Here is a 23,920-nt window from a genome sequence, read left to right as displayed (position 1 = left end):
TCGATGTATAATTAGTGAAACCCTCAACCGTATTTTAACGGGCTGAGGGTTTTTTTGTATTTTTGATTGTTATTCGCTCAGCATTTGAAAATTAGGGATTTTTGATCCATAGCTTTGAAATATCTAGGAATCCAAACTCTGAAGTTTGCATGCCGTAGAAGCTCTGATGCAATTCTGCTTTTTTGTTCATATGACATCCGTACAACATCCAGCTATTTTCCCGCAGTAATTCTTCAGCCTGCTCCAGAAGCTCGCTACGCTCGGAGTGAGGAAGCTGCGGAAAGGGATCCAGCAAGGTATCCAATATCGATTGAAGCTCAGGAGTCATGTACTCATGCAGCGTATTGCTTTGATTTTTGAAAAAATGAATCATGCCATACTGCCAGTCGTCCTCCAGTATTTCTTCTCTCAAAATCAAAGGTGCATCTGAAGTCTTCACGACATCCAGATAATCGTCAAAAGGCTCCAGGTCAATTCTTAACCCAATTTGACGTGCGCGTTGTTGCATCCACTCCGCCACATCGGAATCTTTGTTCTTTTTATATGATAACAAGAAGGATTCACCTTGATAACCCGATTGTTCAAGCAATGCTTGAGCATCGACGAGTGATGCAGCGTCCCAGCTCCGTGCATCGCTTTTCCACGGCAGAAAACTGCTGGCGGGTGTAATTCGATTTTTACCCAAATCATGCACCAGTGTGACTGGATCATAGACGATGCGCATGGCTTGACGGAAGGGCAGTGCATGATGACAACCCGTGACATTGAAATTGAAAAGCATATACTGACAGCCAAGTGCAGGATAGTCAATATAATGAGGCTTCTCATGACTGCTTCCAGGCAGACTAAGCCGTTCAGTACCAGGCAAATCATAATAACCGTCGCTTGAAGCCTGCTCAGGAAGAAACCAGATGTGGACCTGATCCAGATGTGGACGAAAACCATAATAAGCATCAAATGCCGTCAGTTTGATCACATCGTCACTCATCTCGGTGATCTGAAACGGGCCTGTGCCGATCAAGGTCTGGTTTGAGTCATGATCCGCCGGCAGTACCGTCATGCGAATACAACTGAACAGATGCAGAAAAAAACGGTTCGCACGATGCAATATAAACCTGATGCAATAATCGCCGTTCACTTCTGTTCGCTTAATATCACGGTACAGCCACAGAGACGAACAATTTGTTTCAAATAAACGCTTCAATGAAGCCTGAACATCATGAGATGTCATCACACGTCCGTCATGGAAACGAACCCCTTTTCGCAAATAAAATACCCATTCTTTATGGTCGTTGTTAGATTCCCATGTATGTGCAAGTGCGGGTAAAAAGGTATCGGTGTCGGCGTCGTAAGTAATTAGTGTGCTGCATATTTGGCCAAGTAGATAGGTTTCAAAAGCAGTATAAACCGAAGCTGGGTCCAAATCACCCAGTTGACGTGATCTCAACATGCGAAGCGTATCCTGACCAGAGGCGGTTTCGGTGTAACTGCGAAATCCCATCTGTTCATGAAGGGTGAGCATCAGTTTTTCACGCATCAAGTCATCGATTCGGACAATTCCAATCAACTCGATGGCTTCTTTTAGTTTGCCTTTGGATAGAAGTTCAGTAAAGTTGAATTCTAAAGCATCATTCAGACTTCGCAGTAGTGTAAGTTCGGAATGATGGCCTCGTCCTCGCCCAGGTTTCCAATGGATAAAATGCTGCTCCTCCAGCTTTCGTAGGATGAATTTTACATTCCGTGGAGTACAGCAGAGAACGGAGGAAAGATTTTCAATCGTTACACGTACAGGTTCATTGATTTTGATTGAGAGCATTTCAGAGCCAGCTAGTCTTAGAAAGTGAGTGTATATCGTATCCATGTATGTAGCTCCTCCATAAAGGTGAAAAGTGACAACGAATCATTACACTTTTACTTCCCCCTTTTATCTTTACAATTATACCTATGAGGATGAAAGAATTCATCCATTTTCGCAGCAACAGGATAGATAGAGAGAGCAGCAAGATAGGAGAATGAAAGATGAAACATATTTTGAAGCAAATTCACCCGCTGGCCTGGACCATTATTATTGGAACGATGTTTGGGCGCCTCGTAACGTCGATGAGTATTCCGTTTCTATCCATCTATCTGACACGTGTGCTTGAAGCTACGCCGACCCAGACGGGAATTACGGTTGCGGTAAGCTCACTGGCAGGAGTGCTCGTCAGCTTTTACGGCGGATATATCTCTGATCGAATCGGTCGCAAAATCGTTATGCTCGTTTCGGTATTTAGTTGGGCGGCTGTATTTTTCATTTTTGCGGCAGCCGAGCATTTATGGGTGTTCTTTGTTGCAAATACGTTAAATGGTTTGTGCCGGGCTGTGTTTGAGCCAACCTCAAGAGCGTTGTTATCCGATATCACCTCACCGCAGAACAAACTGCTAGTATTTAATCTGAGATATGCTGCGATTAACCTTGGGGTCGTATTTGGGCCAATTATCGGATTTCAGTTAGGATCATCGGAATCGACGTTTCCTTTTGTCATCTCGGGGCTTGTTTATATCGCGTACGGTCTGATTCTGGGTCTTCAATTTAAACTGCATCACGCCAATCTGCCTGGACGACTAGCGGTGGCTGCACCTCGTCTGCGCGAAGCACTTATGACCACCGGACGGGATCGGGTATTTTTACCTGTGCTGATTGGTACGACGTTTTGTGTGTTAGGTTATGGTCACTTCAGCTCTACGTTAGCGCAGTATTTGGCGAGAAGCCCAATCTTTGAAAATGGAAGTCAGATGTTCTCGTATATGCTTTCACTCAATGCAATCACCGTGCTGGTTGTCCAGTACCCACTCGTGCGTACGTTCCGGAATGCACCTCCGCTTGTACCGCTAATTCTAGGTAATCTGCTCGTTGCCGCGAGTCTGCTGTTATTTGGTTTAGCCGAAGGGATTGTACTGATGATGATCAGTGTCATCCTGTTTACAGTAGGGGAAGTACTGCTCTTTACCATGATGGATATGCTTATCGACCGAATTGCAAAGCCGGAATGGAAAGGGACTTATTTTGGTACAATCGGTTTCAACAATATTGGGAATGTTGCGGCTCCGGTCATTGGTGGGGTGTTGTTAAGCCAGTTTGGTGCGGGGAATGGTCTTGCCGTCTTTATTCCCATTGCTATAACGACAGCACTCGGGGTCCCTTTTCTAGTAATAGCACATAAGCGACTTGTCGGCAGAGAAAAGCAAACACCTGAATCTGTACAAATTGGACTCTGACAGATGAAGTAAATAACAATTCAGTTAATAATTATGTTGACGTATAAAGAATGAGCGAATACAATAAACAACAAATATGTGGAACGGGTGGGATAAACCATGATGGATCAGGCAGCGCAGGTACTTCAACCAATAATTGAATATGCATGAGCATAGTGACATTATCCAGGTAGAGTATTGAGCACGTTTGGACAGTCCAGCTTACTGCAACCCTGTCTGGACGCTCATTCATACTGCGATGTTAGAGAAGAAGCTGAAATGTCACATTTCTGGCTGGCTTTTCGATCCGATCAAGCTGTAGATGAACTTCATTCATCTATGGCTTTTTTCATTCCATTAAACAGTTCGCATGGAAAGGAGCATGAGTAAGAGTAAAATCAAGAACTGGCATCAATTCCAAGTTGTCACTTGAAGATCAATCTATATCCATAAGAAAGGAAGAATAAACTATGATTAACGTTTGTAAACAATGTGTTTCTTCGGGAGGCCTTGCTGATTACAATTCGCTCATACAAGATTCATCATAGCGAAAGCAATCAAAAGTACGGTTGGAAGACTTCAACATTCAAATGATGATGCGCGAGACAATGTATAGATCTAATTAAATTTTTAATTAAAGGGGTGGGGCTGGTGCCCAAAACAGAAAAACGCTCCATGTCATGGCTGCTACGATATTTAAAGCCGGTGAAAGGCAAGCTTGCAGTGTTGCTGATCATGTTGTTAACGTCAACAGGGCTACAGCTTCTAAATCCACAGATCATCAGGCGATTCATTGATACGGCTGCAAGCGGCGGAATTCTGGGTGATCTGGTGCAGCTTGCTGGGCTTTTCCTGCTCATTGCTGTGAGCAATCAGTTGATCACGATTGCTGTCAGTTATTTAGGAAACGATGTAGCCTGGCGAGCAACAAACCGGATGCGCGGAGATTTGCTGAAACATTGCCTGCGGCTGGATATGCGTTTTCATAACGTCAAAACACCCGGAGAGATGATTGAACGCGTGGATGGCGATGTAACGAGCATTTCGAACTTCTTCGCCTTGTTTATCGTGCAGGTTATCGGCAGTTTTGTCCTGCTTGCAGGCATTCTGGGATTCATGTTTACGATTAATGTACCAATCGCACTGGTCATGACCGTATTTACGTTATTATCTATTTTGTTCATGGTCGTTATACGCAATCTTGGGGTGGAGTCCTCCAAAAATGAGCGGGCCGCCAGTGCTTCCTTGTTCAGCTTGATTGAGGAGCGAATTGCTGGTATTGAGGATGTGCAGGCGAATGGACATGTGCCATACGTGATGAACCGATTCTTTCGCACGATGCGTACCGTTTTCCTCAAAGGTCGAAAGGCATGGATGCTTAGAGTGATTCCGTGGAACACCACGGTGGTCATGTTTATTGTATCCGTCACGGTCGTTTTGCTTCTCGGCGTGCACTACTATATTGAAGGCGCGATCAGCTTTGGAACCTTGTTTTTGATCTACCAATACAGCCAGATGTTGAATGAACCCATTGAGTTGCTTGGCGATCAGGTACAGGAGTTTCAAAAGGCAAAATCAGGTATGCTTCGTTCCCGCGAATTACTGTCTTTACGAAGCGAAATTCAGGATGGAAGTGAAGAGAGCTTGCCTGATGGCCCGCTTGGATTGGAGTTTAATCAGGTGCATTTCAGTTACAATGAGGATAAACCAGTGCTTCAGGATATCACCTTTGTGGTGAAACCGGGAGAACGGCTGGGCATCATCGGTCGCACGGGAAGTGGAAAATCAAGTCTTAGCCGTGTTCTTCTGCGTCTGTACAATCTGGATCAGGGCACGATTCATATCGGTGGAACTGATATTACGAAGTTATCCATACAGACTCTGTATCGCAGAGTGGGGATGGTGACACAGGATGTGCAGTTGTTTGATGGTACACTGCGTGACAATCTGACTTTGTTTAATTCAGAAGTGTCGGATGCCATGATCAGGCAAACAACAGAGCGGCTGGGGCTCCATCACTGGATTGATACACAGCCAGAAGGCTTGGATACACACCTGACTGCAGGAGGTTCTTCCTTATCTGCTGGGGAGGCGCAGCTCTTCGCTTTGACCCGTGTGTTTCTAACGGAACCAAGTCTGGTCATACTGGATGAGCCTTCTTCAAGACTTGATGCAGCGACCGAGAATTTACTTCAATCTGCTATTGATGAATTAATGAAGCGATCAACAGGTATCATTATTGCGCATAGATTAGCCACGCTGGAGAAGGTGGATAAAATTATGGTTCTTGGTGGGGGCAGGTTGCTGGAATTCGGATCAAGAGTGGAGCTTGCGAATAATCCATCCTCCCATTATGCACGACTTCTGGTTACGGGCCAAGAGGAGGAACTGGCATGAATGTTACGGGATTTATAGGTCGTTTGTTTCGCTTTAAGCCTTATCTGTTTCTAATTAACGGTTTGTTATGGTGTATCTTTCATTCGCTTCCGCTAGCAATGGGGCTTGGTATGCAGTGGTTCTTTGACCGGACAGCAACCGGAAGTACTGACTACATGTGGCTTGCTGTACCGCTCATTCTCATCGCGTTGTTCCGCTTGACTCGTGTCGGCACGTTCTTTGTCGCCTTCCATGCTTGGGTCACATATATGTATCATATTCAGGCTATTTTGCGAACGAATATGCTGGCTGGTATTATGCGCTGGCCGGGAAGGAATCTTCCTGCATCTCCGGGTGAGGCGATGAGTCGTTTCCGGGATGACGTCGATGAAGTGGTTGAATATATCGAATCCTGGGTGGACTTTTGGGGTCGATTGGTTTTTGCAGTCGTGTCGATTGTGATTATGGCCAACATTAACTGGAAGATTACTCTAGTTGCCGTTTTACCGCTCTTGGTGGTGACGCTATTGAATAATCTGTCAGGTAATCGTGCAAGAAAGTATGCAAAGGTTAATCGTGAAGCCACAGGTCGTATTACCAGCTTTATTGCCGAGACGTTTGGGGCTGTGCAAGCGCTGAAGCTGGGGCAGGCAGAAGAACATGTCTCTAAACGGTTCAATCGGCTGAATGAAGAACGACGTCAGGCTGCACTAAGAGACAATCTGTTCAAGCAATGGATGAAGTCACTTAATCAGCATGTACTAAGTATCTGTACCGGGCTTATTTTGTTAATGTGTGCTGCCGAAATGAAGGCTGGTAACTTTACGGTTGGTGATTTTGCATTATTTACGAGTTATCTCGTTAACATCGGGTTCAGCATTTCCTTGTTCGGATACATGGTATTTCAGCATAAAAGGCTCAAGGTGTCTTATGATCGGATGCGAACACTATTTCGACCAGGTGAAGAGGATCAGATTATGGAGAAACGGGAAATCTACCTTTATGAAGAGCCACCAGAGCCAGTAAATGAAGCAAGAGAGCCGAAGGAGAAATTGCGTGAACTTGAAGTAAATGGTCTTAGCTACCGCTATGGGCAATCTTCAAACGGTATACAAGACATCAGCTTCAAGCTGAAACAGGGACAATTTCTTGTCATTACAGGACGCATCGGTTCTGGTAAATCAACACTGGTTCGTACACTGCTTGGACTGTTGCCCAAGCAACAGGGTGAAATTCTCTGGAATGGAGAGCGAGTAGATCCGGCAACATTTCTTATGCCACCTAGAGCTGCATATACGCCTCAAGTTCCAAGGCTGTTCAGTGACACGCTCAGAGAAAATATCGTTCAAGGTAAACAGGGGAATGTAGATCAAGGGCTGGAAAAAGCCATTCGACTGGCTGTTTTGGATAAAGACATCGAACAATTGGATCAAGGATTGGCAACGCCTGTTGGACCAAGAGGCGTCATGTTATCTGGTGGCCAGATTCAGCGATCAGCAACAGCGCGAATGCTGATGACCGAGGCGGATCTGTTTATCTTTGATGATCTGTCCAGTGCGCTTGATGTGGAAACAGAGCAGCTGGTATGGGACGGACTCTTCAAAGAGAGAGATGTCACATGTATTGCCGTATCTCACCGCAAGGCCGCTCTTACCAAGGCAGATCACATTATCGTTATGAAAGAGGGGCGTATTGAAGCCGAAGGAAACCTGGCCGATTTACTTGAAACCAATGAAGAGATGCAGTTGCTATGGCAGGGAGAGCAGATACCTGTAAAGGCTGGATGATATGGGTTACAACGGAAACGGATAGAGAGGTAGTTTGATTACTCTGATGTCATAAAATAAAAGGAAAAACCGTACAGATCATGCCTGAATGCAGGCGTAGGATCTGTGCGGTTTCTTCTTTTTTTATAAAGCCCAGTAGAGGCGCTAAGATCTATTTTTCTTTAAGCGATCAGGGAATACGCAATGATAACCAAGAAAATGATCGTGATATGGTTAATGGAGAAAATAAACATACGCTGTGACCATTTTTTGGTTTCTTTTTTGTCAAACGTAGCCACACTAAGAATAAGCCAAGCCAGACTTACCAGAAAAGCCACAATGGCAACAAACGGGCTCATTGGCCAGAACAGGAAGCTGGAAAGCAGCAGCAATACCAGATAAACGTTTGTTTGTACGTAAGTACGTCCAATCCCTTTTACCACAGGTAACATCGGAACGCCTGCCGCCTTGTATTCATCGAAGCGACGAATAGCGATACCGTAGAAGTGAGGCATTTGCCATAGTAACATCGTTACGACCAGTGCCCAGATTTCAAAGTGTCCAAGCTCCGGAGAGATGGCTGCCCATCCAATCAGCGGAGGAACAGCACCTGACAGACTACCAACCTCAGTGTTGTAGATCGTTGTACGTTTGGTCCACATCGTATATGGAATGACGTAGAGGAACAAACCAAGAAGGCCAAAAAAAGCGGCCGATGGAGATGCGATGTACAGCATAATCGCACCAATCAACGTAATCGTAAATCCAAGAATCAGACCTGCCTTGGTATCGACCCGTCCTGTAACGGTAGGACGTTTCTTCGTACGCTCCATAATCGCATCAATGTCCCGGTCGTACAGATTGTTGAACACCCCAGCTGCTCCGATGATTAATGAAGAACCGAGAAATGAAAGTACAATCGGAACAATATTAGCAGCGATAGATGCATCAAATACATATAAAGCTAGACTTAAACCTGCAAACATGGCGATCAAGTTGGACTTGATGATTCCAATTTTGATCGTATCTAAAAATACTTTTGGAATCGAGCTGTACTCCAGGCTGATATTGGCTTGTGATTCATTATTTAATGTTTTCAAATACTCACTTCCTATTGTTTATACTTAATATAATATGTGTCCATTATATCATCCAATTCGTGTTGTGATTTAAATTACATTCTAGTATTTATAATAATGTCATTTGATTGTGAACAATTTAAAAACAAGAACTTTTTTAATTGTTAAAACAACAGTTCTGTGCTACGCGCGTATTTTCAAAAGATTGTCATGATTCAATTGTAGAAATGAAACAAAGATATTGCAAATACGAATTAATAATGTATTATAGATATAAGATATCTCTAATGGTTTTGTTTTGGGGCTATAAATGTAGGATTTCATGGACTGTTAGAAGGGACGCTATTAGATATCTCACATGTCTTTGCTTCTTACGTATTGAGTTCGAAGAGGCGAGAGCGCATTATTTTGCTTTTATTAGAGATATTAAATATCTGGAAAGGGTGTTATGTATGAATGAAGATCGTAATCCATTCGATATCGTGATCGTGGGAGGAGGGCCTGCTGGACTTAACGCTTCACTGGTACTTGGGAGAGCCCGAAAACAGGTACTTGTTATTGATGATCAAAAACCTCGGAACTGGGTTACCCGAGAGACACACGGCTTTTTAACCAGAGATGGCGTGAGTCCGCGGGAATTTCGTAGAATTGCAAAAGAAGAGATCGCTGCATATCCTTCGGTACAATTTGCCTCCGATACCGTGATGGAGATTACCGGACAAAATAATGAGTTTGTTGTTAAAACAGCTGAAGGAAAGCTGTATTACGCGAAAAAGGTTATATTTGCTGTTGGTAAAAGAGATTTACCTTTGGATATTAAAGGTTTGTCTGAAGTCTACGGAAAAAGCGCATTTGTCTGCCCATACTGTGATGGATGGGAACTACGGAATCGGCAACTTGTCATTATTACCAGTGCGAACCATGCATTACATATGGCTAAATTAATCTCTGGCTGGACAAGTCAATTTACGCTGTGCATCCAAGATGACACTCCTTTAGAAGCAGAACAGAAGCAAGAGCTTTCACGTCATGGTGTGCAGGTTTATGAAGTTCCTATTGAATCGATCAGATCGGAGAATGGAATGGTAAGTGCAGTGGAACTGACTGATGGAACAATGATTCCTTGTACGGGCATCTTCTTCCAGCCCAAGCTCCAGACTGGCTCCGATTTGCCAAAAATCATAGGTTGTGAGATGACGGAGACTGGAACCATTGTCGTTGACGCACAAGGAAGAACATCTGTGCCTGGTGTGTTTAGTGCTGGAGATGCCGCATCCGAACTGTATCAGGCGATCACGGCAGCATCGTTAGGTGCATTAACTGCAGTTAGCATTAATAATGAGTTAAACGTTGAAGCTTGGGCGCGATGTTAAAATTAAGGTCATATTGAGTCAATAGCTCTAAAAGAATAGTGCACGTGCGGCTGATTAGTCTAATAAAGCTAACCAGGGATGTCCCCGTCGTATTCGTGACGGATAGACATCCCCTTTATTGTACTTGTAATTACTAAATTTGATTCTTATCTGGAATCTTGAATTGTTGCAGAGCTGTTGTTTGCGCTCAGGTCGGATATCGGATCAAAGGGGGGGCCTGTTATTGTTCCTACGAGTAGTGCAATATCCACGGCATTAACCGGACTGCCCCATGAATTTCCAGAGAAGACCATAACGGCCTGATCATTAACGAATCCTCTGGTGTTATATACAACATTGCTAATAATTTCTCCAGTTGTATTTGGGTTGAAATACGCAGGTTGACGCAAGGAATAAAAAATATTATTTCGGACAATCAAGCCGGTCATATTACCGGTCTGAGTGACTAGACCTCTATTAACTACCCAGCCTGAAGAGGGGCCGGCTTGAGGAGGGCCAAAAATTGTATTATTTTTTACAGTATGATTGGTTCCGCCTAATTGAATAAATTCAACAGCATAAGGGTTATCACTCGTTATCGTTAGTCCGTCCACAGTTACTCCGCTCCCAATGATGGTAAAAGGGATAACGGCAGCTTGTAACAGGATGACTGTACTTGGATAGCCTTTTAAAGTTATACCAGCTTTATTAATAGTTATATTTGCGGTAGTCGGGTATGTTCCTCCAAGAATATGAACAGTTCCTGTTGGAGATACCGCGGTTACTCCTTGTTGAATCGTTCCAAAAGGGCTGGCCTGTGTTCCATTCCCTCCCACGGCGCCTTGTAAAACATATACGTCAAATGGATTAGGTTGGACTGTACCGGTGGCCCCCGTAGAACCAGTAGCTCCCGTAGCTCCCGTAGCACCGGTATTGCCTGCAACGCCAGTAGCTCCTGTGGCTCCGGTAGCTCCGGTAGCTCCGGTGACACCCGAAGCACCGGTAGGGCCTTCTGGACCTCCTGATGGCCCTGTATCTCCCGTCGCACCTGTGGTGCCCGTCGCACCTGTGGTGCCCGTCGCACCTGTGGTGCCCGTCGCACCTGTGGTGCCCGTCGCACCTGTGGTGCCCGTCGCACCTGTGGTGCCCGTCGCACCTGTGGTACCCGTCGCACCTGTGGTACCCGTCGCACCTGTGGTACCCGTTGCACCTGTGGTGCCCGTCTCACCTGTGGTACCGGTTACGCCAGTAACGCCTGCCGTGTCATCGCTCCCGGTCCATTCCGAGTTTACAAGCCTATGGGCAGTGACTAATGTTCCTGCGCTATTTTTGCCCCAGAATGACAAGAGGATGTCCTCCGGGGTTGAACCAGTTACGGTAATAATATACTCAAAACTGTCCAGATTAGCATAATAATTACGTGTTACTACTGCGTTTGGCAAAAGAGAAATCTGTTCACTAACGTACAATGAGCGTGTCGCACTCAGGACGTAGCCTTCTATGAGTACTATAGCTGTGGTTAGTGAATTCTCGTTTTCAATCTTGATTGAGACGGTTTGAGTAGGTCTAACGCCATTAACAGGACTGTTATCAATTGGGCCGGTAAGCAAAACAGCCAAATAATCCTCCTCCTTTTGTACCAAAATACAATAATTATCAAGTCTGAGCTTATGTACGTATATTCCGTGACATCAGTGAAATATTCTTTTACCTTACAGAAGAATTTTATATCAGTATCCGTATTTGTTTGTAAGTTTTGAATGAAGGAGGTTATTTTTCTGTAAAATTTAAAATAAAAGCATTGACATGTTGCCTGCGAGCGACTTTAATTATATAGACCGATTGTTATAATTTTTTGAAGGAAGTGGCTTTCTTTGAGTGAAAAGTCGAATGCCAGAGATCTTATTGTTGGCACAGCAGCGAGACTTTTTTTTTCACAAGGGTATCATGCGACCGGTCTGAATCAGATCATTAAGGAGAGTAACACACCGAAAGGTTCGTTATATCATTATTTTCCTAAGGGGAAAGAAGAGCTGGCTCTCGAATGCATTCAATCAGCCAATGCCCATATCTTGCAAAGGTTTGAGGAAATTTTTGCAGCCCATGAGACGACTGCAGAAGGCATTCGGCAATTCATTTATGAAACAGCGAATGAAGCGGAAGCAAATAGTTATACGGGTTTTTTGCCATTCAGCTTCTGGGCTGCTGTAGAGACTTCCTGTATCAGTCAACAGCTGCGTACGGCTTCACAGAATGTATTTGCGGGGTGGCAGGATATCATTGCAAGGCATCTCATGTTGGACGGTATTGGTGAAGCGAAGGCTCGTGAGACGGCGCTACTGGTTATTTCTCTGATGGAAGGCGCTTTGATCATTACGCTGACGAATCAAGATAAACAGCCAATGCTGACGGCTGCGGATTATTTGTCAGTTGTAGCGAAGAATGTCCAGCAGCATCAATAGGTTGTACCAAGAGAAAGAGAAAAAGAAATCGCAGGATTAGCTTGAGGAGGATGGGATCGTGGAGGCTTCCATGAAGGCTGGTACAGCAAAAGACCAGCAAGAAACACAGCAATATAAGGTATTCCCGATTTTGTTTGCCATGCTACTGAGCGGGTTTATCGGTTTGTTTGGTGAAACGGCTTTGAATGTCGCTTTGACACCACTTATGGGTCTGCTTGAGGTTGGACCTACAACTATTCAATGGTTAACAACAGGATACCTGCTAGTACTTGGTGTTCTGGTTCCTGTTTCCGGATTGTTGCTGCAATGGTTTACGACGAGACAGCTGTTTACAACATCGCTAGTGTTCTCGATTGCAGGAACATTGGTTGCCGCACTGGCACCCAGTTTTGAAATTTTGCTCGTAGCCCGCGTGTTACAAGCGGTGGGAACGGCACTGTTGCTGCCGTTAATGTTTAATACGATACTGGTGATCTTCCCTATTGAAAAACGGGGAGCAGCGATGGGCTTGATTGGTCTGGTTATTATGTTTGCACCAGCAAGTGGCCCGAGTATTTCAGGTCTGATTCTGGCTAACTTGAGCTGGCACTGGATTTTCTGGATTTCCTTGCCGTTCTTCCTGATCTCCTTGGTATGTGGGTTGTTGTTCCTGCCGAACATTTCCAAGTTGACCAAGCCTAAGATTGATGTGTTGTCGATTGTCCTGTCCACACTTGGTTTTGGTGGTATCGTATATGGCTTCAGTAGCGCAGGTGGACATGGTGAATCTGGCGGAGGTTGGACCAGCCCGGTTGTTATTGCCACGCTGGCCATTGGTATCGTCGCATTGCTCTTGTTCAGTATCCGTCAATTGAGTATGAAAGAGCCAGTGATGAATCTAAGAGCGTTCAGATATCCGATGTTTACGACGGGACTGCTTCTGGTCTTCATCTGTATGATGATGATTCTGTCATCCATGCTGATCCTGCCGATGTATTTACAGCAGGGAATGGCTGTTACGCCACTTACTGCCGGACTCGTTTTATTGCCAGGTAGTTTGCTGAATGGATTTTTGTCTCCTGTGATGGGACGATTGTTTGATAAGTTTGGTCCAAGGTGGCTCGTTATCATCGGGATGGCGGTCGTTGCGGTTGTCTTGTTCCTGTACACAGGTATCGAAGCAACAACACCTCTGATCCAGATTATCATGTTACATGTTTTCATGATGATTGGAATCTCAATGGTGATGATGCCTGCGCAGACGAACGGATTGAATCAGTTGCCGCGTGAGTTTTACCCTCACGGTACTGCGATTATGAACACACTTCAACAGGTGTCGGGTGCTATTGGTACAGCTGTAGCGGTAAGTATTTTAAGTGCCGGACAGACGCGGTTCCTGAGCAGTGTGGAAAATCCGCAAAGTCCGGAAAATATCCTTGCAGGATTCACATCAGGTGTACAGAATGCATTTGTCTTTGCGCTTATTCTGGCCCTCGTTGGGTTTGTTATTGCTTTATTTGTAAAAAGAGTGAAGGTTGGCTCGGCTGACAAACAAAAGAGTCCGATGCACTAAAATGAAATGAATCATTTGAAAAGAGCGATGTTCCCTAATGCAAGGGGACATCGCTCTTTTGTTTACTTTCCGGAACAATCTTTTCGGATGATTATTGTTGTTCCGGTGGATTAATTATTTCTTAACAATCTGCAAGATTTCATCAGCTACAATGTCCGGGTGGTATTGATGAATGTAATGCTCCGTGTCTTTGACAGTAACTTGTTTGGATAACGTTGACCAGGATTTGAATTCACTCTGTGTTTTCACCCAATCCGGTTCCGCTTTACCAAAGTAATCTGCGGTCAGAATCGTAAGCGGGAATGGTAAAGGCTGTTTGTGATCAACAACTACTTTGGCATTGGCTTGCATTTCACGTAACTCATCAATCGTGTTAGCATTGCCATAATTCAGAAGCAGCGCCGTTTTATCTACTTTTCTCATATCCTCTGGTACCAACTTTAACTCATTGCGATTGGCATTAGAAGCATCAACGACTGCCGGGACTTGCATACTGAGCCTGAAAAGTCCAGTTTTAATTCGGAATTGAGTTGCGAAACCACCAATGGTGTCTGCCGGGTTATCCTGGTCCGTTGCGTAATGTTCAGGACTTCCACCGTCAATCATGACGATACCTTTCACCAGATCAGGATACTTTTGTGCGAATCGAAGGGTCTCTAATGAGCCAAGGGAGTGAGCAACAAGCACATAAGGAGGTTTTTGCCCAGAGACTTTCAACAATTCATGCAATTCATCAGCTACCGTGTCTACATCCCGTTTCTTATCGGTTCTGTCACTGTATCCATAGCCGAAGCGGTCGTATACGGCAAATTTCGTACTAGGGGCAAGCTTTTCATATAAAGGATAATAGTCCACATAAGGATCAGCTGTCCCCCAACCTGAGGCAAGAACGACTGTCACATCGCCTTTACCGCCTGTATACAGGTGCATTTTATCTCCATGTACATCATACAGTTTGCCCGGGGGTGTGAATGTTTTTTCATCTTGTGAAGAACTGATCTGCTGATAGATCAATCCGGAACTTAGCAGAATAATAATCAGTGAAAGATCGAATATCAGAAATTTAACAAGTCTTTTACGCCATTTTTTGCTCATGGTAGCTCACACTCTCTCTTGTTTTTTTCTATATCATATATGTCCAGTCTTATACGAGTGGAAACAGCATCTTAATTCTAGCTTAACGGCACCGTAGTTCCTATGAATCATACAAAATTGAATATCAACAAGCGATGAATTAAGATAAAATAAGATAGCATTTCTCTACAAGACTAGCCATGGAATATGGAGAACAGAAGGGTGAAATATGACGAAATACGAAAATCAGATTCCAACGACCGCCGGGATGAGCATCAAGTCACTCACAAGTATATTGAGAGATTCCATGCGCAGACATGTAGAACGAAGACCGTCCGGGAATATACCTATGGAACACTATCAAGCTGCTACAACAGAGGGTGTGTCTGAACAGTCACAGGTGACATGGTTTGGACACTCGGCTTTTTTGCTTGAAATCGAAGGTCACAGACTGCTCTTTGACCCCATGTTGGGTGATCGACCGTCACCCGTGTCTTGGGTTGGAACGAAGCGTTTCAGCAAAGATCTGCCCATGAAGCCTGAAAACTTTCCTACTTTGGATGCGATTGTAATCTCTCATGATCATTATGATCACCTTGACGCTTCTTCTATTCGAAAATTAAAAAGCAAAACCGATCGTTTTATCGTTCCACTTGGTGTACGCAAACGCTTAATCAAATGGGGAGTGCCAGCGAGCCAGATTACAGAGCATCAATGGGGTGATGAATTCTCCTTCAAGGGTTTAACATTCGCTTGTGCACCTGCTCGTCACTTCTCAGGCAGAGGGTTATTTGATCGGGATTCGACGTTATGGTGCTCATGGGTTATTCTTGGACGGGAAACGAAAGTGTTTTTCAGTGGTGACAGTGGTTACGGTCCGCATTTCAAGGAGATTGGAAGCAAGTATGGACCGTTTGATCTGACCTTGATGGAATGCGGCCAATATGACGAACGCTGGTCAAACATTCATATGATGCCTGAAGAAACGGTGCAAGCCCATCTGGATGTGGGCGGAAATGTATTGATTCCGATTCATTGGGGGGCATTCACACTCGCCTATCATGCCTGGAACGAACCGGCAGAGCGGGTAACTCGCGCCGCACGAACCTTGAATGTATCTGTCGTTACACCAGTTATAGGCGAGACGGTTGCGTTGAATAATGTAACTCATACGACTCGCTCATGGTGGAGAAGAAATCAGGATTAACATTTTTATACAAGCTAGCGTTCGCTCAGTAAATGAGGGGACGCTTTTGTTTTATCTGATCAAAGAAACCGCGGTCCAGATCAACAAAAGACCCATGACGATATTAAAAGGGCGTTCATATTTTAACAGGAACCGTTGAAATAAACGTCCACCCAAAGCCCATGTCAGATTCGCACTGATTCCAATCAAAGTCAGCAGTAGCGAGTACCCGAAGAGTTGATGATGTGACTGAGTATGGGGCAGGACAAACACAGACAGCGCCGTAAGCGCGTATAAGATAACCTTGGGATTGATCAGTTGAAGGCTGAATCCGAACCAAAAGGAATAATGAATCTTCCGGTTGTTCTCCGACTCACTCGCGGCAGACGTGCTCTTCATGATTTTGAAAGCTAAATAGAGCATGTAAATACATCCAAACCCGTTTAAGACTGGGGTGATGGCCGGAATATATTCATATAGAGCAAGGTTGAAATAACTGGATAACATCATGATAAGAAGGCATCCGGCAGCGACTCCACGAATAAAAGGAAACGTGCTCCTGAATCCATGCTCCCTTGCACGGGTCATGGAGATGATATTGTTGGGACCGGGTGTAAAAGAAGAAATCATTGCGTACATTACTAAAGATAAAATATCCATATGCTCTCCTTGTGAGTATGTTGTGTGTTATAATGAACTATGTGGTCGTTATAACGTATGTTTGTTATGATTGTACAATATGTGCTATATAGTGCACAATAGGGTGGAAGGAGAGAGGTGTATTTTTGATGGAAAATATTAATTTGGTTTTGGCTCACAACCTGAAACAAATCAGAGAGCAAAGAAAGCTTAGTCTGGACAAGGTCGCAGATCTGTCAGGCATTAGCAAGACCATGCTTGGTCAGATTGAACGAGGAGAATCCAACCCTTCAATTGCAACGGTGTGGAAGATTGCCAATGGGCTAAAAATATCATTCACTGAATTAATTCATGAAGCGAAGTCGGATACAACCGTTCTCTTGAGAGAGGACATCAAAGTCATGCGAGAAGATGAGGGAAGGATCCGAATCTATCCTCATTTTTCTTTTGAAGAGGGGCGCCGGTTTGAAATGTACATGATGGAGATGGATGAACAGGCTTCGTTGACTGCTGAACCGCATATTGACGGGGCTGAGGAGTTCATCACGCTGTATGAAGGGGAGCTTACGATCAGTGTAGGCGAAGAAGAGTACAAGTTGAGACAGGGAGACTCAATTCGTTTCAAAGCGGATCAACCTCATGGTTATGATAATTCGGGGGCAGGTAGTAACAAACTAAGCATGGTAATTTATTATGACAATTCGAAGTAAACAAGAAATAAGCAGACATAAACAATGGCAGAGGATAGGCAATGGAGATAGACGGCATTGGATTCGAAAGACAGGAAATATGATGCACTCACCGTTGTGAGGCACCATATTTTTTTCTCATAGATGCTGTTGATTGTTCTAGTAAGAAGTTATGGAAAGTCTTGAAACCTTGTGTTTATTTGTTCGTGGAATGTTGTTTGTTCGGCAATTTATCACCGGGCGTACCTTTGCCATTGTTTTTGTTGTGACGTGCTTTCTCAGCATTTCCATTAACCTTTTTCACAAATTCTTGTGTACTTTCCATTCGGGTTCATGCTCCTTTCCAAAACAGGGAATGGGTAATTCAAGCTTAATATAACCAGCCTTAGCTCATTTTATTTGAACAGACACCATGAAACTGGACAGGTGCTGTACTTGTCTCTAAACTAGATACAAGTTGAACTATTCTTTTACACACTTAAGAACGAAAGGACGTTCTGAACAAAACATGCTGCAAAAATTCGGTTTTACCCAATATGAGAGTCAGGTCTATGAAGCGATACTTGCACAGGATGAGCCGCTGGATGCCACAACGATTGTAAACGCCTCGAATGTACCCAAGGCTAAAATTTATGAAGTACTTAATCGAATGATCGATAAGGGGATCGTGCTGACAACGATGGACGGCAAGAAAAAACTATATATGGCGGTGGATCTGCAAACGGTGATTCACAAAATCAAGCTTGATTTCGAGAAGGATATCGACTCCTTGAAACAATACAAAATCAAGCGAACATTCACGGATGAGCATATTTGGACGTTAAAGGATGAGTCATCTATTGCCTCAAACATCGAGCAGTTGATTGAAGAAGCAGATTCGTCGATCCTTTTTCTGGCCTGGAATGAAAGGATGGAGACGTACCGCAATTTGCTGGAGCAAAAGGAGGAGCAGGGCGTATATGTAGAAGTGCTTGCGGTTGGAGGCATGGAAAGTTCGCTGACTCGCAAATACTCGCTCATTCCGCTTCTTGATGCGCCAGAGCCTTCACAGCTGCTTATTGTAGATGATGCCTATCTGCTGTTCGCTGGATTGGAAAATGAATCGTGGAAAGCGATCAAGACAATGTCCAAACCGATTGTTAAAGCGATGACGGATTATTTCTATCACGATGTGGCTCTGACACAGATCACCAAAAAATACGGGGATCAACTATTGCAGGACGAAGAAATTGAACGTTTGCTTACGAGATTGATCTACTAGAAGACTATTCTTTCGAAGAATAGTCTTTTTTGTTTTAATTCTTTTGTAAATAAGATGATACATACTGAAAATGAATTCGAAATAATCATTGAACTTTTCTTTATATTGGGTTACTATCGTAGTTGTAACTCATTAGGGGGATTTTATAAGATGAACAAAAAGGTATATGTTTTAGCCATTGCAGCCTTTGTGGTCGGAACGGTTGAACTGATATTGGGAGGCATATTGGATCTGATTGCAACGGATCTCCATCTGTCTCTGGCGAAAGCCGGATATTTAATTTCCATTTTTTCACTGGTCTATGCGGTATCCGCACCAATACTACTCAATATGACAGCCCGATTTGAGCGTAAAAAGGTATATATGGTTACGTTATTCGTATTTCTGATCAGCAATCTGATCTCGGCGTTTAGTGTGAACTTTTATATGTTAATGGCAGGGCGCATGCTTGGAGCCGCAACAGGTTCGCTTATTTTTGTATTATCCTTGACGCTTGCTTCACGCATCGTTAAACCGGAGTACAAAGGACGTGCGGTGGGTACGATAACGATGGGAGGAAGTGCATCTCTGATTCTCGGCGTACCGATTGGGATCTTTATCGGTAATGCGCTTGGATGGCGCGAAGTATTTATGCTGATTGCGGTTCTTACCGTGCTAGTCATGGTGGCGATTGGCCTTGCGATGGATCGTGTACAACCTGCTCCTGCCGTGAGTTTGAAAAATCAGTTGAAGGCGCTATGGAATCCGAAAATGCTGGCGATTCACATCACTACACTGCTCGTACTGGCCGGGCATTTAACGTTATATGCTTATTTCACCCCGTTTCTGCAGGAAACCATCGGTGCCAGTTCAACGGCAATCACCTTAATCTATATGATGTTTGGACTCGCCGCTGTAGCAGGGGGAGGCATGGGGGGAATGTTGTCCGATCGACTACATCCCGCCAAAGCCATTATTATCGTGTTAGTTCCGTTCATGATCAGTATGGCTGTGATTCCTCTCAGCACGGGACTTCCTTTGATTGCTTTTCTGCTCCTGTTAAGTATCTGGGGTGCTCTAAGTTGGACGGTTACACCCGTACAAAATAGCCTGATTATTAAGACCTCACCTGAGACATCTGAAATTCTGATTAGCACGAACTCAGGTATAGCCCATGCGGGGATCGCACTGGGAACCTATATCGGCGGTCTGGTTATTGATCACTCATCCATTATGAACACCGGATGGGTTGGCTCTATCCTTGTATGTGTTGGACTTGGTTTTGCCGTTCTCGCCATTAGCATGAAAGAAAAACATGCTCATGCGATCGCATGAGTATACAATGCTCCTTATACAGATATTCAAAACGATATCCAAAACAAACACGGTGATTCATTCAAGGTGCTTTTTAAACTAAGATTATTGCCTTATTGCAGATCAAATAGAACCTTTGTGTTTCCAGCATTTTGCGGAAGTACAGAGGTTTTTTCGTATGGATTGGCGGTAGGGCTATTATTAATCCAGGAGTTACCATCGGAGATAACGTGGTTATTGCTTCGGGAGCGGTAGTTACGAAAGATGTGCCGGGTAATATGATTGTAGGCGGGAATCCCGCAAGAATCATTAGGGAGATTAATATAGAGTAGCCGGATATGAAAAAAGACCCTTCTCGGCAGAACAGTCAGAATGCCAAGCTTGGAGCTAGACTTTCCTGACATTATGCTGCCGAAAGAAGGGCTTAAGTTGTTTACGTTTTAAAGTTTAAACCTGAGGTTTACGCCTTGAAGCTTAACGCTTCAGGCTATTTCCGTTGCTGGCAATAACATCTTTATACCAGTGGAAGGATTTCTTGCGATAACGCTCCAGCGTACCTGAACCATCATCGTGACGGTCTACATAGATGAAGCCGTAACGTTTTTTCAGCTGCGCAGTGGAGGCGCTCACGACATCGATACAACCCCAAGAGGTGTATCCCATAATGTCTACTCCATCTTCCAGCGCTTCACCGACTTGAACGAGATGGTCATTCAAGTACTGAATACGGTAGTCATCTTCAACGGTTTTCTCGCCATTCGGACCCGTGATTAACTCGTCCACTGCGCCAAGACCATTTTCCACGATAAACAGCGGTTTTTGGTAACGATCATAGAACATATTCAGCACATAGCGCAGTCCTTGCGGATCGATCTGCCAGCCCCACTCACTTGCAGGCAAATACGGGTTAGGGATTCCGCCGATCAGATTTCCTTCACCAGCCACTTGTTTGGCAGGATCGGCTGTCTGACAAGTGCTCATGTAATAGCTGAAAGAGATGAAATCCACAGTGTTAAGCAACATCTCCTGATCGCCGTCTTCCATATGAATCTCAATGCCGTTTTCACGGAAGTAACGTTTCATGTATCCAGGGTAACGTCCACGCACATGCATATCACCGAAGAAATAGTTGCTGTGTTCATACTCCATTACCTTGATGACATCATCGGGATTCGGAGTTAGTGGATACGTCGGCATACTTAAAATCATACATCCGATCTGCGCATCAGGGATGATCTCATGACACAGCTTCACGGCAGAGGCACTGGCCACGAGTTCGTGATGGATCGCTTGATACAGATCTTGCTTGCTTAGCTTTTCCTTAGGTGTGTAGATCCCACCGCTCATGAACGGGAATTCAAGGATAGAGTTGATCTCGTTGAAGGTAAGCCAGTACTTTACTTTGTTTTTGTAACGATTAAAAACCGTTGTTGCATAGCGCTCATAAAAGCCGATCATTTTCCGGTTAACCCAGCCATCATACTCTTTGGCAAGGTGCAGAGGGGTCTCATAGTGAGATAACGTGACCAGCGGTTCAATACCGTACTTGCGGCATTCATCAAACAGGTTATCATAAAATTGAAGGCCTTCTTCATTCGGCTCAAGCTCGTCCCCTTTGGGGAAAATGCGAGACCATGCGATAGAAGTACGGAACACTTTGAAACCCATCTCGGCAAACAGCTTCACGTCGTCCTTATAACGGTGGTACATGTCGATACCGATCAGTTTCATATTGTCTTCCGTTGGCTCTTCCGTAATCGAACCCATGACACCTCGGGGAGCTACGTCTTGTGTGGACAAACCTTTGCCGCCTAGATTGTATGCACCTTCAGCCTGGTTTGCCGCAATGGCACCGCCCCACAGAAAGTTTTCAGGAAATGAATACGTGTGATTCGAAGATTTACTCATATAGATCGCTCCATTCATTTAATTCATGGTGAACGTGTTGCGTTCACCGTATTTCTCTCCAAAAAAGCTTACACGTTGTAACGGGTTACACGTCAAGTTTTACTTTTGCAGCGCAGATGAGGCATACTATATTTGGCGTTTATTCGCAGGAAAGGAGCATCGGGATGTCCAAATTTGATGAAATTATGAAACGTTCCGGTTATTCGAGGGCTACGGTATCCCGGGTCATTAACCGTTCTCCGCACGTTAGTGATGAAGCAAGAAGCATTATTACCGAAATTATGAATGAGCTCGACTACATACCGAACCGAAATGCAATTTCGTTGTCTACAGGGCAGACGAAGCAGATCGGGATTGTCACTGCAATGATTGATGAACTGAGTTTGACCTTTATCAACCAATTTATGGATACCGCGATGGACTATGGATTTCAGACGATTGTATACATGTCACGCAGTGATAAACAAATTGAGCTGCAGGCATTCGAGGATTTACGAAGTAAACGCGTGGATGGTTTATTAATCGTGACTTGTGTGAATGATCCGGCCGAATTGAAAACATATATGCAATATGGACCGATAGTGTCCTGGCAACGTATGGGGAACGACGAGATTCCTTCGATTGCAATGGATCAGGCTCAAGGGTATAGACTGGCGCTGGAGCATCTCGTTTCGAAAGGGTACACACGTATTGCGAATGTGTTTGGCCGTAGTAACAGTCTGAATACGAAAAGCCGCCGCGAAGCGTATGAGACATTCATGACGAGCCAAGGGCTTCCCGTATGGCGTGAGGCATATCAATATTCCGTATTCACTTCATCAGACGGGGAAACAGCCTTGCGACGTATAGTTGAGGGAGGCGAACTACCGCAAGCGGTGCTGTGTTCCAACGATTATGCGGCAATAGGCATCATGAGTGAAGCTCGCAGACGGAACATACAGGTTCCAGATCAGCTCGCCATTATCGGATTTGATGATATTGAATTGTCACGTGTGCTCGAGCTGACAACGATCCATAATCCAATTGCGGAGCAAGCGAAACAGGCTTTTTATCATTTGTGGAGAGTGCTGGGGAACGAGGAACATAAGGCGATATCACTGGCATACCGTTTGATTGAACGAGCAACGACTTGAGCGTGAGCGAAACGGATGATATTGATTTCTTATGTTATGTTTTGACCTATGATTGATGCCTACTGAATGGAATTAACGTTCGTACAGCGTGAAACAGATCGATTCTATTCAACAATTATTCAAATTTAAAGTAAATCTGAATCGGATTGATGTTTTATAATACGGGGAAGGAGCTTACATACGTTGTGTGAGAATCGAATACAGCGTTGTAAAGCGTCATGTTACAAGTTACATATTTCACAAACGATTTGCGGAAAGGTGAGAGCACACGGAATGAACACGGTCACAGGTCGCTTCAGAATTGCAGGTATTTGGGAGGGGATATCCCTTCTGCTACTCGTATTTATCGCCATGCCCCTCAAATATTTTGCGGATATCTCTTCAGCTGTAGCCATACTGGGGATGATTCATGGTATTTTATTTCCTCTATATCTCATTGCACTGGTACATCTAGGCTTGGTCAAAAAGTGGAAGATATCACTTTGGATTATGGGCCTATTCGCGGGTCTGCTCCCTTTTGGAACATTTGTGTTTGAGTCTTATCTCAGAAAAAGAGATTGGCAGTAACAAACAACACATAGTATATGGTGCACATTGCAAGGTAACGCGAACGAACAACCTCCTGAACAGAAAACAGGAGGTTGTTTGTGTATAAGCTTTTGCACATTTAGAATTCTGTCAGTTATGTATACCCTGATGTCCAGCATGGAACGATGAATCGTTATCTTGGTTTAACGGTCCCGGTTTGCCGATCAGATAACACGCTATACCCGTTGTCTGTTGGTGCCGCGGAAGCAAAAGCAGAGAACGAGGAGACAACAAACAGGGCAGCAAGGAGCAGGAGTGTCTTCTTCGTCATATACGAACCTCCTTTTTCAGAAATATGTCACAAATCCATTTTAATCCAAAATTG

At 44.3% G+C, this 23,920-nt stretch carries 20 protein-coding genes and 1 pseudogene; 13 read left to right on the top strand and 8 right to left on the bottom strand.

The window, feature by feature from the left end:
- Positions 1-91: 91 nt before the first annotated feature.
- The gene (locus EC604_RS07900) at positions 92-1,861 is read right to left on the bottom strand and encodes an ABC transporter substrate-binding protein (RefSeq protein WP_123063631.1); all 1,770 of its coding nucleotides are present in this window, start codon (positions 1,859-1,861) and stop codon (positions 92-94) included.
- Between the two features lie 158 nt (positions 1,862-2,019).
- Here EC604_RS07900 and EC604_RS07895 point away from each other — a divergent pair, with 158 nt between their 5' ends.
- The 3 genes from EC604_RS07895 to EC604_RS07885 all read left to right on the top strand — a co-directional run bounded on the left by EC604_RS07895 (position 2,020) and on the right by EC604_RS07885 (position 7,400).
- On the top strand, positions 2,020-3,258 hold the full coding sequence (locus tag EC604_RS07895; RefSeq protein WP_123063630.1) for an MDR family MFS transporter: 1,239 nt from the start codon (positions 2,020-2,022) through the stop codon (positions 3,256-3,258).
- A 630-nt stretch (positions 3,259-3,888) separates the two neighbouring features.
- The gene (locus EC604_RS07890) at positions 3,889-5,634 is read left to right on the top strand and encodes an ABC transporter ATP-binding protein (RefSeq protein ID WP_123063629.1); all 1,746 of its coding nucleotides are present in this window, start codon (positions 3,889-3,891) and stop codon (positions 5,632-5,634) included.
- Positions 5,631-7,400, top strand: coding sequence for an ABC transporter ATP-binding protein (locus EC604_RS07885; protein ID WP_123063628.1), 1,770 nt, complete (start codon positions 5,631-5,633; stop codon positions 7,398-7,400). The genes EC604_RS07890 and EC604_RS07885 overlap by 4 nt, the downstream gene beginning before the upstream one ends.
- Before the next feature lie 161 nt (positions 7,401-7,561).
- On the opposite strand, the gene cyoE is transcribed toward EC604_RS07885, so the two are convergent.
- Positions 7,562-8,479, bottom strand: coding sequence for a heme o synthase (gene cyoE / locus EC604_RS07880; RefSeq protein WP_240036714.1), 918 nt, complete (start codon positions 8,477-8,479; stop codon positions 7,562-7,564).
- Between the two features lie 431 nt (positions 8,480-8,910).
- On the opposite strand from cyoE, the gene EC604_RS07875 reads away from it, so the two are divergent.
- Complete coding sequence (locus EC604_RS07875) at positions 8,911-9,831, top strand: NAD(P)/FAD-dependent oxidoreductase (RefSeq protein ID WP_123063627.1); 921 nt, start codon at positions 8,911-8,913, stop codon at positions 9,829-9,831.
- 146 nt (positions 9,832-9,977) lie between these two features.
- Here the strand turns inward: EC604_RS07875 and EC604_RS07870 are convergent, their stop codons facing one another.
- The gene (locus EC604_RS07870) at positions 9,978-11,429 is read right to left on the bottom strand and encodes a collagen-like triple helix repeat-containing protein (protein ID WP_123063626.1); all 1,452 of its coding nucleotides are present in this window, start codon (positions 11,427-11,429) and stop codon (positions 9,978-9,980) included.
- 255 nt (positions 11,430-11,684) lie between these two features.
- Between EC604_RS07870 and EC604_RS07865 the strand changes: the two genes are divergently transcribed.
- Together EC604_RS07865 and EC604_RS07860 are read left to right on the top strand one after the other, a co-directional pair.
- On the top strand, positions 11,685-12,272 hold the full coding sequence (locus EC604_RS07865) for a TetR/AcrR family transcriptional regulator (RefSeq protein ID WP_123063625.1): 588 nt from the start codon (positions 11,685-11,687) through the stop codon (positions 12,270-12,272).
- Positions 12,273-12,342: 70 nt separating this feature from the next.
- Positions 12,343-13,824 (top strand): DHA2 family efflux MFS transporter permease subunit, encoded by a 1,482-nt coding sequence (locus EC604_RS07860; RefSeq protein WP_123063800.1) that lies wholly within the window; start codon positions 12,343-12,345, stop codon positions 13,822-13,824.
- Between the two features lie 114 nt (positions 13,825-13,938).
- On the opposite strand, the gene EC604_RS07855 is transcribed toward EC604_RS07860, so the two are convergent.
- Positions 13,939-14,919, bottom strand: a complete 981-nt coding sequence (locus tag EC604_RS07855; RefSeq protein WP_123063624.1) for an alpha/beta hydrolase — start codon at positions 14,917-14,919, stop codon at positions 13,939-13,941.
- Positions 14,920-15,127: 208 nt separating this feature from the next.
- Here EC604_RS07855 and EC604_RS07850 point away from each other — a divergent pair, with 208 nt between their 5' ends.
- Positions 15,128-16,105, top strand: coding sequence for an MBL fold metallo-hydrolase (locus tag EC604_RS07850; protein WP_123063623.1), 978 nt, complete (start codon positions 15,128-15,130; stop codon positions 16,103-16,105).
- Between the two features lie 51 nt (positions 16,106-16,156).
- On the opposite strand, the gene EC604_RS07845 is transcribed toward EC604_RS07850, so the two are convergent.
- Positions 16,157-16,723, bottom strand: coding sequence for a LysE family transporter (locus tag EC604_RS07845; protein WP_345789259.1), 567 nt, complete (start codon positions 16,721-16,723; stop codon positions 16,157-16,159).
- A gap of 149 nt (positions 16,724-16,872) precedes the next feature.
- Here EC604_RS07845 and EC604_RS07840 point away from each other — a divergent pair, with 149 nt between their 5' ends.
- Positions 16,873-17,433 carry a helix-turn-helix domain-containing protein gene (locus EC604_RS07840; RefSeq protein ID WP_123063621.1) on the top strand — a complete coding sequence of 187 codons (561 nt, stop codon included), beginning with the start codon at positions 16,873-16,875 and terminating at the stop codon, positions 17,431-17,433.
- A gap of 175 nt (positions 17,434-17,608) precedes the next feature.
- On the opposite strand, the gene EC604_RS07835 is transcribed toward EC604_RS07840, so the two are convergent.
- Positions 17,609-17,737 (bottom strand): DUF4023 family protein, encoded by a 129-nt coding sequence (locus tag EC604_RS07835; RefSeq protein ID WP_123063620.1) that lies wholly within the window; start codon positions 17,735-17,737, stop codon positions 17,609-17,611.
- Positions 17,738-17,920: 183 nt separating this feature from the next.
- Here EC604_RS07835 and EC604_RS07830 point away from each other — a divergent pair, with 183 nt between their 5' ends.
- From EC604_RS07830 to EC604_RS07820, 3 genes and pseudogenes are all read left to right on the top strand, one after another.
- Positions 17,921-18,673, top strand: coding sequence for a TrmB family transcriptional regulator (locus tag EC604_RS07830; protein WP_123063619.1), 753 nt, complete (start codon positions 17,921-17,923; stop codon positions 18,671-18,673).
- Between the two features lie 150 nt (positions 18,674-18,823).
- Positions 18,824-19,987 (top strand): MFS transporter, encoded by a 1,164-nt coding sequence (locus EC604_RS07825; protein WP_123063618.1) that lies wholly within the window; start codon positions 18,824-18,826, stop codon positions 19,985-19,987.
- 155 nt (positions 19,988-20,142) lie between these two features.
- Positions 20,143-20,298: pseudogene (locus tag EC604_RS07820) on the top strand (DapH/DapD/GlmU-related protein); the annotation flags it as partial.
- A 142-nt stretch (positions 20,299-20,440) separates the two neighbouring features.
- Here EC604_RS07820 and EC604_RS07815 read toward each other — a convergent pair.
- The gene (locus EC604_RS07815) at positions 20,441-21,874 is read right to left on the bottom strand and encodes a glycoside hydrolase family 1 protein (RefSeq protein ID WP_123063617.1); all 1,434 of its coding nucleotides are present in this window, start codon (positions 21,872-21,874) and stop codon (positions 20,441-20,443) included.
- A 164-nt stretch (positions 21,875-22,038) separates the two neighbouring features.
- Here EC604_RS07815 and EC604_RS07810 point away from each other — a divergent pair, with 164 nt between their 5' ends.
- Together EC604_RS07810 and EC604_RS07805 are read left to right on the top strand one after the other, a co-directional pair.
- Positions 22,039-23,007 carry a LacI family DNA-binding transcriptional regulator gene (locus EC604_RS07810; RefSeq protein WP_123063616.1) on the top strand — a complete coding sequence of 323 codons (969 nt, stop codon included), beginning with the start codon at positions 22,039-22,041 and terminating at the stop codon, positions 23,005-23,007.
- Between the two features lie 273 nt (positions 23,008-23,280).
- Positions 23,281-23,574 (top strand): DUF3817 domain-containing protein, encoded by a 294-nt coding sequence (locus EC604_RS07805; protein WP_123063615.1) that lies wholly within the window; start codon positions 23,281-23,283, stop codon positions 23,572-23,574.
- A gap of 154 nt (positions 23,575-23,728) precedes the next feature.
- Here EC604_RS07805 and EC604_RS29850 read toward each other — a convergent pair whose 3' ends face one another.
- The gene (locus tag EC604_RS29850) at positions 23,729-23,866 is read right to left on the bottom strand and encodes a hypothetical protein (protein ID WP_161556881.1); all 138 of its coding nucleotides are present in this window, start codon (positions 23,864-23,866) and stop codon (positions 23,729-23,731) included.
- Positions 23,867-23,920 lie beyond the last annotated feature (54 nt).

The sequence above is a fragment of the Paenibacillus amylolyticus genome (assembly GCF_003719335.1).
Taxonomy (GTDB): domain Bacteria; phylum Bacillota; class Bacilli; order Paenibacillales; family Paenibacillaceae; genus Paenibacillus; species Paenibacillus amylolyticus_D.
This window is presented reverse-complemented; position numbering and strand designations above follow the sequence as displayed.